The organism is Duganella sp. CY15W, assembly GCF_009857555.1.
GTDB classification, from domain to species: Bacteria; Pseudomonadota; Gammaproteobacteria; order Burkholderiales; family Burkholderiaceae_D; genus Rugamonas; species Rugamonas sacchari.
This window is the reverse complement of record NZ_WWCQ01000001.1, coordinates 962,477-974,292: the sequence shown is the minus strand read 5'-3', so window position 1 is coordinate 974,292 and position 11,816 is coordinate 962,477. Positions and strand designations below refer to the sequence as shown.

At 61.4% G+C, this 11,816-nt stretch carries 12 protein-coding genes; 6 read left to right on the top strand and 6 right to left on the bottom strand.

The window, feature by feature from the left end; translation table 11 throughout:
* Positions 1 to 14 precede the first annotated feature (14 nt).
* Genes GTP58_RS04635 through GTP58_RS04625 form a run of 3 tightly spaced genes read left to right on the top strand, consistent with a single transcriptional unit; the run spans position 15 to position 4,862 of the window.
* Positions 15 to 2,360, top strand: coding sequence for a M1 family metallopeptidase (locus tag GTP58_RS04635; RefSeq protein WP_161076458.1), 2,346 nt, complete (start codon positions 15 to 17; stop codon positions 2,358 to 2,360).
* Positions 2,357 to 2,848 carry a DUF6702 family protein gene (locus tag GTP58_RS04630; RefSeq protein WP_161076457.1) on the top strand — a complete coding sequence of 164 codons (492 nt, stop codon included), beginning with the start codon at positions 2,357 to 2,359 and terminating at the stop codon, positions 2,846 to 2,848. Before GTP58_RS04635 ends, GTP58_RS04630 begins: the two co-directional genes overlap by 4 nt.
* Positions 2,849 to 2,897: 49 nt before the next feature.
* Positions 2,898 to 4,862, top strand: coding sequence for a TonB-dependent receptor (locus GTP58_RS04625; protein ID WP_229215420.1), 1,965 nt, complete (start codon positions 2,898 to 2,900; stop codon positions 4,860 to 4,862).
* Here the strand turns inward: GTP58_RS04625 and GTP58_RS04620 are convergent.
* From GTP58_RS04620 to GTP58_RS04610, 3 genes are read right to left on the bottom strand one after another with little or no spacing between them, the layout of a single operon-like run.
* Positions 4,859 to 5,884 (bottom strand): aldo/keto reductase, encoded by a 1,026-nt coding sequence (locus GTP58_RS04620; protein WP_161076455.1) that lies wholly within the window; start codon positions 5,882 to 5,884, stop codon positions 4,859 to 4,861. The genes GTP58_RS04625 and GTP58_RS04620 overlap by 4 nt on opposite strands.
* A gap of 17 nt (positions 5,885 to 5,901) precedes the next feature.
* Positions 5,902 to 6,696 carry a phosphate/phosphite/phosphonate ABC transporter substrate-binding protein gene (locus GTP58_RS04615; RefSeq protein WP_161076454.1) on the bottom strand — a complete coding sequence of 265 codons (795 nt, stop codon included), beginning with the start codon at positions 6,694 to 6,696 and terminating at the stop codon, positions 5,902 to 5,904.
* Complete coding sequence (locus tag GTP58_RS04610; protein WP_161076453.1) at positions 6,693 to 7,640, bottom strand: fatty acid desaturase; 948 nt, start codon at positions 7,638 to 7,640, stop codon at positions 6,693 to 6,695. The genes GTP58_RS04615 and GTP58_RS04610 overlap by 4 nt, the downstream gene beginning before the upstream one ends.
* A 145-nt stretch (positions 7,641 to 7,785) precedes the next feature.
* Here GTP58_RS04610 and GTP58_RS04605 point away from each other — a divergent pair, with 145 nt between their 5' ends.
* Complete coding sequence (locus tag GTP58_RS04605) at positions 7,786 to 7,992, top strand: hypothetical protein (protein ID WP_161076452.1); 207 nt, start codon at positions 7,786 to 7,788, stop codon at positions 7,990 to 7,992.
* Here the strand turns inward: GTP58_RS04605 and GTP58_RS04600 are convergent.
* Together GTP58_RS04600 and GTP58_RS04595 are read right to left on the bottom strand one after the other, a co-directional pair.
* On the bottom strand, positions 7,989 to 8,732 hold the full coding sequence (locus tag GTP58_RS04600) for a Crp/Fnr family transcriptional regulator (protein WP_161076451.1): 744 nt from the start codon (positions 8,730 to 8,732) through the stop codon (positions 7,989 to 7,991). The genes GTP58_RS04605 and GTP58_RS04600 overlap by 4 nt on opposite strands.
* A 168-nt stretch (positions 8,733 to 8,900) precedes the next feature.
* The gene (locus GTP58_RS04595; RefSeq protein ID WP_072783947.1) at positions 8,901 to 9,143 is read right to left on the bottom strand and encodes a hypothetical protein; all 243 of its coding nucleotides are present in this window, start codon (positions 9,141 to 9,143) and stop codon (positions 8,901 to 8,903) included.
* A 142-nt stretch (positions 9,144 to 9,285) separates the two neighbouring features.
* On the opposite strand from GTP58_RS04595, the gene GTP58_RS04590 reads away from it, so the two are divergent.
* Positions 9,286 to 10,593 (top strand): MFS transporter, encoded by a 1,308-nt coding sequence (locus GTP58_RS04590; RefSeq protein ID WP_161076450.1) that lies wholly within the window; start codon positions 9,286 to 9,288, stop codon positions 10,591 to 10,593.
* A gap of 15 nt (positions 10,594 to 10,608) precedes the next feature.
* Here the strand turns inward: GTP58_RS04590 and GTP58_RS04585 are convergent, their stop codons facing one another.
* Positions 10,609 to 11,316 carry a siderophore-interacting protein gene (locus GTP58_RS04585; protein ID WP_161076449.1) on the bottom strand — a complete coding sequence of 236 codons (708 nt, stop codon included), beginning with the start codon at positions 11,314 to 11,316 and terminating at the stop codon, positions 10,609 to 10,611.
* Positions 11,317 to 11,347: 31 nt separating this feature from the next.
* Here GTP58_RS04585 and GTP58_RS04580 point away from each other — a divergent pair, with 31 nt between their 5' ends.
* Positions 11,348 to 11,812, top strand: a complete 465-nt coding sequence (locus GTP58_RS04580) for a MarR family winged helix-turn-helix transcriptional regulator (RefSeq protein ID WP_229215419.1) — start codon at positions 11,348 to 11,350, stop codon at positions 11,810 to 11,812.
* Positions 11,813 to 11,816 lie beyond the last annotated feature (4 nt).

Here is an 11,816-nt window from a genome sequence, read left to right as displayed (position 1 = left end):
AGGAAACAAACCCCATGCGCAAACACCTTGGCTTTCTGGCCCTTTGCCTGACGGTTTCCGCCTACGCAGCGGAGCCCTTCGACGACAAATTCCGTCAACTCGACGAAACCTTGCCGACGCCAACCGCCTACCGCACCGCTTCCGGCGCGCCCGGCCACGCCTATTGGCAGCAGCGCGCCGACTACACCATCAGCGCCACGCTGGATGAAGCCAAGCGCGCCCTCACCGGCAGCGAGCAAATCACCTATCACAATAATTCGCCCGATACGCTGAATTATCTGTGGGTGCAGCTGGACCAGAACATCTATAAAAAAGACTCCGATGCGCGCATGATGCTTACCCAGCCTTCGCGCGAGGCCTGGGCCAAGTCGTCGTCGCCGGATGACGGCTACAAGTTTGAAGGCATGCGCGGCATTCTGGCCGGCCGTGAATTCGACGGTGGCTTCAAGATCAAGACGGTGGGCGCCAATGGCCAGCCGCTGAAGTACGTCATCAACCGCACGATGATGCGGATCGACCTGCCTGCGCCGCTGAAACCGGGCCAGAAGTTCGTCTTCAACATCGACTGGTCTTACAACATCAACGAACAGCAGGTGCTGGGCGGCCGCTCCGGCTACGAGCATTTTGAAGACGACAAGAACGACCTGTTCGAAATCGCCCAGTGGTTCCCGCGCATGGCGGCCTACTATGACGTATATGGCTGGCAGCACAAGCAGTTCCTGGGCACCGGCGAATTCACGCTGGAGTTCGGCGACTATGACGTGCAGCTGACCGTCCCGGCCGACCACATCGTCGCCTCCACCGGCGAACTGCAAAACCCGAACGATGTGCTGAGCGCCGCCCAGCGCGACCGCCTGGCCAAGGCGAAGACCGCCACCGCGCCAGTCGTCATCGTCACCCAGGAAGAAGCCACCAAGGCCGAGAAATCGCACAGCAGCGCCAGCAAGACCTGGCACTTCAAGGCAGCCAACGTCCGCGACTTCGCCTGGGCCTCGAGCCGCAAGTTTATCTGGGATGCACAGGGCTTCAAGAAGGACTCCACCGATGTGATGGCGATGTCCTACTATCCGAAGGAAGGCAATCCGCTGTGGGGCAAGTACAGCACCCAGGCCATCATCCACACCATCGACAAGTACAACAAGTACAGCTTCGACTATCCCTATCCGACCGCGATTTCGGTCAATGGTCCGGTCGGCGGCATGGAATACCCGATGATCTCCTTCAACGGTCCGCGTCCAACCAAGGACAAGAAGACCGGTGAACTGACCTGGTCGCAGCAGACCAAGTATGGCCTGATCGGCGTCATCATCCACGAGGTAGGCCACAATTACTACCCGATGATTATCAACTCCGATGAACGCCAGTGGACCTGGATGGACGAAGGCCTCAACACCTTCGTGCAGTACCTGGCCGAACAGGAGTGGGAAAACGGCTACCCATCGCGCCGCGGCGAGCCACGCAACATCGTGGACTACATGCGCAGCAAGAACCAGGTGCCGATCATGACCAACTCGGAGTCGCTGCTCCAGGTGGGTAACAACGCCTACGCCAAACCGGCGACTGGCCTGAACATCCTGCGCGAGACGATCCTGGGCCGCGAACTGTTCGACTTCGCCTTCCGCGAATACGCGCAGCGCTGGAAGTTCAAACGTCCTACGCCGGCGGACTTCTTCCGCACCATGGAAGACGCTTCCGGCACGGACCTGGACTGGTTCTGGCGCGGCTGGTTCTACACCACCGATCCGGTCGATATCAGCATCGACGGCATCAGCGAATACGGTGTGAACACCAAGAACCCGGAAACCGAGAAAGCCTGGAAAAAAGCGCAGCGCGATGCGGAACCGGTGTCCGTTTCCGAGCAGCGCAACAAGGCCCTGCCGAAGCGCCTGGATGCCCATCCTGAGCTGAAGGACTTCTACAACGAGCATGACGAATTCACCGTCACCAACAAGGACCGCAACAGCTACAACGAAGCGGTGGAAAAGCTGGAGCCTTGGGAGAAAAAACTGCTGGATCAGGGCAAGCACCTGTACCTGGTGGACTTCTCCAACCTGGGCGGCATGGTGATGCCGCTGATCCTGGAGATTGAGCTCAAGAGCGGCAAAAAATACATCGAGCGCATTCCGGCCGAAGTATGGCGCTACAACTCGCACAAGATCACCAAGTTGATCGTCACCGACGAACCAATGGTCAGCCTGACCCAGGACCCATACTGGGAAACCGCCGACATCGACACGTCCAACAACGCCTGGCCACGCAAGGTAACGCAATCGCGTCTGGAACTGTTCAAGACCGAACGTGACAAGAACAATATGATGCGTGACTTTAATATGCCGTTGAAAAAGGACGAGAAGAAGTGATACGCCGCCTGTGCCTTGTTGCCGCTACCGTGCTGGCCTTATCCAGCACGGCTGCTCACGCCCATAACTTCCACATGGGCATAGCGGACATCAGCTACAACGAGCGCACCGGCAGCACCGAGATCGTGCACAGCTACACTGCGCACGATCTCGCCACGCTGCTGACCAACCTCTATGGCCGCCAGTTCGACCTGGGACGCGCGGACAGTGAGGCGCCGCTGCGGCGCTACGTGGAAAAGCAGTTCTATCTGGAAGATGCGAACCACCAGCGCCTGCCGCTGCAATGGGTGGGCTATAAAGTCGATGCCGACACAGTGCTCATCTTTCAGGAAATCCCGCACGTGAAACTTGAAAAAGGCAGCCGCATTCACAATGGTTTGCTGATAGACTTCCTGCCTTCGCAAAAGAACACCGTGAACGTGCAAACCAATGGCCCTGTCCAGACGCTCCTCTTCGATCAAAACAGCATCGATCAAATCGCCCCTTAAATACGCACTCCTGCTGGCATTGGGCTCGGCCCATGCCGATGACCAGATCATGCAACGCATCCTGGTGGACGGTTCGCGCACCAACCAGCTTGGCGTGGCCGATGCCGCCAGCGCCGGTACGGTGACGCAGGAGGAACTGGCGGCACGCACCGTTTATCGTCCCGGCGAGATTCTGGAAGCGGCGCCCGGCCTGATCGTCAGCCAGCATAGCGGCGAAGGCAAGGCCAATCAGTTTTATCTGCGCGGTTTCAATCTCGATCACGGCACGGACTTGCGCACCAGCGTCGACGGCATGCCCGTCAACCAGCGCAGCCACGCCCATGGCCAGGGCTGGACCGACCTGAATTTCCTGATACCCGAACTGGCCGTGCGGCTGGACTACAAAAAAGGTCCCTACTCCGCCGAAGAAGGCGATTTCGCCTCCGCAGGCACCGCGTCGGTGGTGTATGCCAACCGCTTGCTGCAAGGCGTCGCCAGTGTGTCCGGCGGGCAGAATGGCTATGGCCGCGCACTGGTGGCCAATTCGCTGGAGACGCAGCGCGGCAGCCTGCTGTACGCGATCGAAGCCCTGCACAACGACGGCCCGTTCACGCGTCCCGACGACTATCAAAAACTGAACGCGGTGCTGCGCTACAGCGAAGGCTACGCCAATAACGGTTTCAATCTCAGCCTGATGGCGTACAAGGCCGACTGGAACGCCACCGACCAGATTCCACTGCGCGCCGTGCAGGAAGGCCAGCTTGGCCGCAACGACGCCATCGACAATACGGATGGCGGCAAGGCGCACCGCTACAGCCTTTCCGGCGCATGGCGCCGTACGGCGGAAGACAGCGCCTCCAGAGTCAATGCCTACATCATCGCCAACCAGCTGGACCTATGGTCCAACTTCACCTACTTCATGGACGATCCGGTGCACGGCGACCAGTTTGCACAGCCGGACAAGCGCGTGACGAGCGGCCTGAATGCCTCGCACAGCTGGCACCAGCACACCGACACCGGCAACAGCGAAACCACCGTCGGCGTACAGCTCCAGAACGACAACATCTTCAATGGGCTCTACAGCACGCAGGCGCGCCGCCCGCTGTCGACCACGCGGCAAGACCACATCGTCGAGTCCAGTGCCGCCGTCTACCTTGAAAATAACACGCGCTGGAATACCGCCTTCCGCACGGTGGCGGGCGTCCGCCTGGACAGCTATCGCTTCAACGTGCAAAGCAGCCTCGCCGCCAATTCGGGCAAGAGCAGCGACCACCTGGCCAGTCCGAGTCTGAGCCTGATCTACGGGCCATGGCAAAGCGCTGAGGTCTACGCCAACGTCGGCAGCGGCTTCCACAGCAACGATGCGCGCGGCACGGTCATCGCCATCGATCCCAAGACCGGACTGGCGGCCGACAAGGTGCAGCCGCTGGTACGTTCACGTGGCATGGAACTGGGCGCCCGCACGGCATGGCTGCCGGGCTTGCAGACTTCGCTGTCCCTGTATCGCCTCGACTTCGATTCTGAGCTGACCTACGTGGGCGATGCAGGCGGTACCGAAGCCGGCCCGCCAAGCCGCCGCTATGGGGTGGAATTCTCCAACTATTACAAGCCCTTGAAATGGCTGTCGGTGGACCTGGACCTGGCCTATGCCCGCGCGCGCTCGCGTGGCCAACAGGAAGAAGGCAGCTACATCCCCGGCGCGATTGAAGGCACTGGCCAGCTGGCGGTGACCGTGGACGATGGCGGTCCATGGTCCGGCTCATTGAAGCTGCGCTATTTCGGCCCGCGTCCGCTGCTTGAAGATAACAGCGTCCGCTCGCAAGCCAGCATGACGCTGAATGGCCGCATCGGCTGGAAGATACGCAAGGGACTGACGCTGGAGCTGGAAGCCTTCAACATCACCAACCGGCGCAATTCGGCGATCGACTACTACTATGAATCGCAGTTGAAGGGAGAAGCGGCGCCAGTGGCTGACATCCACTTCCACCCTATCGAATCGCGTTCGCTGCGGGCGACGCTGATTAAAAACTTCTAGGCATCGCGCTCGTTGAGGATGGCAAAGCTGCGCTGATGCCAGACAGGATAAGCCGGCGGCACATCGCTGGCGGCTTCCAGCAGCGCGTTCTGCTCCCGCGTCAACGACCAGCCGGTGGCGCCAATATTCTCGATGAGCTGCTTCTCGTCGCGCGCGCCAATAATCACATTGGACACGGTGCGCTTGCCAAGCAGCCAGTTGAGCGCAATCTGGGGAATCGATTTGCCGGTTTGTTCGGCCACCACGTCCAGCGCATCGATAATGCGGAACAGGCGTTCTTCTTCGAAGTGCGGCCCGGTGCCCGCGATATCATGTGCGCGCGTGCCCGGTTTGGCAGGCTGGCCGCGGCGGATTTTACCGGTCAGCTTGCCCCAGCCCAGCGGACTCCAGACCACGGCGCCCACGCCCTGGTCTTCCGCCAGCGGCGCCAGTTCCCACTCATAGTCGCGGTTGAGCAGCGAGTAGTAAATCTGATGCGCCACGTGACGCGGATAGCCATAGCGCTCCGAGGTCGCCAGGGATTTCATCAAGTGCCAGCCTGAGAAATTGGAGGCGCCGACGTAGCGCACCTTGCCCTCGCGGACCAGTTGATCCAGCGTTGACAGGGTTTCTTCAACGGGCGTGTTGTAGTCCTGGCCGTGCAGCTGCAGCAGGTCGATATGCTCTACCTGCAAGCGCTGCAAGGACTTGTTGACGGCTTCGATGATGTGCTGGCGCGAGGAACCGTAATCGTTCGGCCCCTGGCCGGTAGGGAAAGTGACCTTGGTCGAGATCAGCAGGCGATTGCGCTTGCCCTTGATAGCCTCGCCGAGGATTTGTTCCGCCAGACCGTCCGAATAGACATCGGCGGTATCGAACATCGACACGCCATGCTCGAGGCAGACATCGATCAGGCGCGCGGCGCCGCTGGTATCCGTGCTGCCCCAGGCTTTGAAAAAGTCATTACCGCCACCAAAGGTCGCCGTGCCAAAACTCAGCTCCGGCACCCGCAGACCAGATTTTCCTAGACGCTTGAAATTCATGATGAACCTCCATTCAACTACATGAGTAGCGGGTAGGCGGCGCGCTCCGCCGCCTCCTCGATGTGCAGGATACGCTGATAATCTTCTTCGGCACGATATTCGAAGCCGTTGATACGCAGCGCCGTCATATGCGCGCGCAACGCTGGGCTGGGCGCCAGTAGCGCCGCACGCAGACGGCCGATCAGGTCCGGTGGCACATCGCGCCCGGCCACCAGCGGCAATCCCGGCGATGGCGCGGAGCTCTGCAAAATCCTGACGCCGGCCACGCTGTCTGGCGCGGCGTCAAGCAGATAGCCATACGTGACGCAGTCAATGGCGGCAACGTCCGCCTCGCCGTCGCGCACCATGCGCAAACTGGCGACGTGGCTGCCCGACCATTTGACCTCGCCAAAGAACCGGCCATCGCGCGCCAGCGGCGCTACGGCGTGACGCAGCACGTTCATGCCGCTGTTGGAATGTACATCGTTGGCGGCGGCAATGCCGCCACGCAGATCGGCCAGCGTCTGCACCTTGCTGCCGGCGCGCACCACGATCAGGCTTGAGTAGTCGCTGCCCTCGCAGCCGAAGAATGCGAAGGATGGCGTGGCCAGCAGCGTCACCTCGCCGCGCAGCATGGTCATGTAGGGATAGCCGCAGGTCTGCGAGACCAGCGTGTCGGAACGCCGCCAGAACGCATGCAGGTCCGGCGCGGCCAGCAGCTCCACCCTGTCACGCACGCCGCCATCCACCAGCAGACGCGCCAGCAATGCCTCATACTCCCGCTGAATGCGGGGCGACAGGTTATACATCGGCAGTGCAGCTTTCCAGTTCATTCGGGCATGCGCGGGTGGACAGGTGCGTCAATCGGACGGAAGCCAAAGCGGCGCATCAGCTCACCGTAACCGTTGATCTGGAAGCCGCCGCTGCGGGCATTATAGGCCGCGCGGCGCGCTTCATACACACGCGGCAGCAAATACCACGGCAATGACGGCAGGTCGTGATGCACCAGGTGCAGATTATTATTCAGGAACAGCAGGCGGAACACGAGGCCCGCTTCATTCAGCACAATGCGCTGCTTGTGGTCCTCAGCCGGACGATGTTCGTAATAGGAGCGTATCATCGCCAGCGATTGCGCCGGATAGGAAATCGCCAGCACGTACCACAGCGCCGATACGCCAAACGCCGCCTCCACCCACCACAGCAAGGCGGCCAGCAAGGCCAGATGCCGCAGCCAGACACCGGCATCGCGCAGATCACCGCGCGCCAGCTTGCGTACCGCGCCACCCCACGTCGCCGTGATGGCCAGTGCCGGGCCGACCGCCAGCCGTCCCCAGAAGGTCTTGTTCAGCCAGTGGATGGCGCGCAGCGGTTTGCTCATCGCCGCCCACTCGGCAGGCGACACGTAGGTGCTTTCGGCGTCCAGTGCCGGCATGGTCAGGTTGAAATCGTCATGGTGACGCAGGTGGGTCTCGCGGTAGATTTCATATGGATACCATACCGCCAGCGGCAGATAGCCAAACAGGCGGTTGAGCCACGGCCAGCGCGTGGGATGGCCATGAATCAGCTCATGCTGAAGCGACATATACCAGGCGCACCACCAGATCATGAGCAAGGTCGCCAGCGGCGTTCCCAGTACGGGCCACCAGACCAGTGTCGCCAGCCAGCCGCCGTGGATCACCACAATCAGCAGCCAGGTCGGCCACTCACCGCGCCAGAACGTGCGGGTGCGTTCGGCGACAACTTCGGCTTGCTGCTGTGCGTCTATCCAGGCCTGCATCGGTACCCTCGGTAATCATCTCAGGGCCGAGTATAGGTAGCGCTGCCAACGGTGGAAACGAATTAAATCGCGCTTCTTTATGCGGATTTTGTGTAGGTGAGACAGCGTACAGCCGCAGCCAGGTGGGGCGCGCACAATTGCAGTCATGGATACGCAAACCAACATCACCAAACCGCGCAAATACCACCCTGCCGCTTATGCAATGCACAGGCAGATGGTGGCGGTACGGCGGACGATATCGGCGGCGACGCTGGAAGAATCGCAATCAGCGGCGCGCTGGGCGCAGGCGTGGTATCAGCTGGTGCAGCGCAAGCTGGATCAGCTCCAGCATGCGCCGCGTTACCTGCATTAGACTGGGGAGTAGCAGCCGCCAGCGCGGCGCTCCATGGCATGACGGTCGATGACGGTAACGGTGCCGCGACGATATTCGATCAGCCCCTCTTCCTGCAGCTTGCCGGCGCAGCAGGTGATGGATTCACGGCGTACGCCCAGCATATTGGCGATCATCTCCTGCGTCACTTTCAGTTCGTTCGACAGCGAGCGGTCCAGGCGCTCCAGCAGCCAGCGGCACAGGCGCTGCTCGATACTGCCGTGACGCACGCCAGCCACAGTCTGGGCCAGCTGGGCAAACAGCGCGCTGGTATGGCGCATCAGCTGTTGCGCCAGTGCGCCGCCGCTGAAGAAGGCCTGGCGCAGCACGGCCGATTTGATGCGGTAGCCGTAGCCTGCGGTCTGCACCACGGCGCAGCAGTTGGCGCGTTCGTTTTCGTACATGGTGACGCCGACCACGCCTTCGCGGCCGACCACCGCCACTTCAGCGGCGCCGCCGTCTTCCGTCACGTACTGCAGCGAGACGATGGCGTTGGTCGGGAAGTAGGCGTATTCCATGGCTTCGCCGGCGTCGAACAGGCGCTTGCCTGCTTCCAGCGGAACCAGATCCAGATGCACGAACAGATCCAGCAACTCTTCACGCGACAGCGCGCGCAGCAGTTCGTTTTGCTGGGCGCCGGTCAGGCTGATCGCTGGTGCGGCGGTGTTTTGCATCGCCCGTGGGATGCTGGCGGAAACGGAAGTCTGGTTAGCTGCGTACATGGCGTTCCTCATCTCAGGTCTGTGTTGGATGATTAACACTATAGCCGCGCTATGTACGCTGGATTATAGGAGCACAGTCACGCCTTATGTAGGTTGGGAACATAGTAGTTTGTGGGCCTATTCCTACCCCGGCTATAAGGTAGCGGCCACGCAACGCAATCGATTGCTTTAAGGAATGTATTTAAAGCGGCTGCCCTCTTCGATGAGCCGCTCATCGCGCGACCGCAGGCGGCCCGGATTGCGGCGATGTTCCGGCTCGGAAATAACGCGTTTGATCACGCTTTCCAGTACGCCGCGGTGGCTGAGGTATTCGGCCGCGCTCTCGGGGCCAACCTGGTCAGCCAGCTCGATGCCGGCCTCTACCACCTCGGACGATTGAAAGTCCGGGCGAAAAGTTTGCTTGGTAGACATTTCTGCCTCCTGTTGATGGACGAAATCCAATTTTCGGATTCTACCGCAGGGAGCGCCGTGCGGGAACGCACTAAGTTGTAACGATGGCGGCCAGAATACCGTATGCTACACACGTCATCCAACTACAAGAAGAGACCTGCACATGACCGACACCACCTTCCCGGCCAATGCGGCACGCCCGCTGACCGGCCAGGACTACAAAACCCTGTCCCTTGCCGCCCTGGGCGGCGCGCTTGAATTCTACGATTTCATCATCTTCGTCTTCTTTGCCAACGCCATCGGCCAATTGTTCTTCCCGTCCGAAATGCCGGACTGGCTACGGTCGCTGCAGACCTTTGGCATCTTCGCCGCCGGCTACGTGGTGCGGCCGCTGGGCGGCATCGTCATGGCGCACTTTGGCGACCTGCTGGGCCGCAAGCGCATGTTTACACTGTCGATCCTGTTGATGGCAGTGCCGACGCTGACCATCGGCCTGCTGCCGACCTACGCCAACATCGGCCTGGCCGCGCCGCTGCTGCTGTTGCTGATGCGCGTGCTGCAAGGCGCGGCGGTCGGCGGCGAAGTGCCGGGCGCCTGGGTGTTTGTGTCCGAGCACGTACCGTCGCGCTACACGGGCTACGCCTGCGGCGTGCTGACCGCAGGCCTGACCTTCGGCATCCTGCTGGGTTCATTGGTAGCGACCGCCCTCAACACCGCCTACCAACCGGACGAAGTGCTGGCCGGCGCCTGGCGCATGCCCTTCCTGCTGGGCGGCGTGTTTGGCCTGGGCGCCATGTATCTGCGCCGCTGGCTGCACGAAACGCCGGTATTTGCCGAGATGGCGCAACGCAAGGCGCTGGCTGCCGAGATGCCTTTGAAAGCCGTGCTGCGCAACCACCGCAGTGCCACGGTGATCTCCATGCTGCTGACCTGGCTGCTGTCGGCCGGCATCGTGGTGGTGATCCTGATGACGCCCGCGCTGCTGCAAAAGGTCTACCATATCGACGCGCGTACTTCGCTGATCGCCAATACCGTCGCCACGCTGGGCCTGGCCCTGGGTTGCATCACCTACGGCGTGCTGGCCGACCGGCTGGGCGCCAAGCCGGTGCTGTTCGTCGGTTCCCTGCTACTGGCAGTCTGCACCTACGTGTTCTACACCACGCTGCGCACCCAGCCCGAGCTGCTGTTGCCGCTGTACGGCCTGACCGGCTTCTGCGTCGGCGTGGTCGGCGCCGTGCCTTGCGTGCTGGTGCAGGCCTTCCCGGCCCAGGTGCGCTTTACCGGCCTGTCGTTCTCGTACAACCTTTCCTACGCCATTTTTGGTGGCTTGACGCCGGTCGTGGTCACACTGATGATGAAGAACGATCCGCTCGGCCCGGCCTACTATGTGATGGGCGTCTGCGTGATCGGCATGCTGACCGCATTGTTTATCCAGCGTTCACCGTTAGCGGCGGCGCCAGTGCCAGCATAAGGCTGGCACTGGCGTTTACAAATCCTCGTGGTGGCCGGAAGCGCCCTGCTTCCAGTACGCCGAGATCCGGGCCGCCTCACGCGGATGGCCTTTGTCGCCAAACACCATGTCGCGCACTTGTGCGGCGACGGCAGCTTCACCGGCAAACCAGACGAAGCCATCGCCATCCGGCAGTGACAGCGCGCCGATGGCGTTCAGCAGCGTCTCTGCATCGGCATAGCGCTGCAAGTGGACCTGCGCTTCGCTGCGGAACACCAGCGTGGCCGCCTCTTCCCCGGCTACCAGCACATGCACCCTGGCGTCTGCGGGCAGCTCTTCCAGGCGGCGGCGTATCGCCGGCAGCGCGGTGGCGTCGCCAGCCAGTACATGCCAGGTATAGTCCATGGGGATAATCATCGAACCGCGCGGACCGGCAATGACGGCGGTCTGGCCGGGCGCGGCCTGACGTGCCCAGTCCGAGGCGGCGCCGGTCGCGTGCAGCGCAAACTCGATGGTTAACTCGCCCGCAACGTTGTCAAAACTGCGCGGCGTGAAATCGCGCCGGTCCGCGTCGCTGAGCATGAATTTCACATGGTCGTCATAGGAAGCGGAGACGAAATCGTGTAAGGTCTCGCCTTTGAATGTTACGCTGACGTAGTTCGGGGTCAGATGCTGGACATTGACCACTTCAACTTCCCGCCGTTTGATTTCGTGCCGCACACGCTGAATACGATTGTTCATCATCGACCTCAATTAGTTGATAATATCACCCATTATGGCAAAACAAGTTAATACAGTCAACCAATCGGAACAGGTGTTTGACGCCATCCATTCGATCATGCATTTGTACCGCGCCCGCCAGCTGCGCGGCCTGCGCGACACGCCGCATGAAATCACCCATATGGAATACAAGGCGCTGGGCTTTTTCTCGCGCCACCCCGGCGCCACGCAGGGCGACCTGGTCGCCCATTCCGGCCGCGACAAGGCGCAGCTGGCGCGCCTGCTCAAAGGCCTGCGCGACAAGGAGCTACTGGACGCGGCCGCCGACCAGGCGGACCGCCGCATCACCCGCCTGACGCTGAGTGCGCAAGGCCAGAAAATCTTCAACAGTCTCAATCAACTCGGCACACAGGCGTCCGGCGCGGCGGTGGACGGCATGTCGGCCGCACAGCTGACTCAGCTGCAAACGCTGCTGCAACAGATCCGCGACAACCTGGAAGCGGATGGCGACAGCCTCTGAGCCG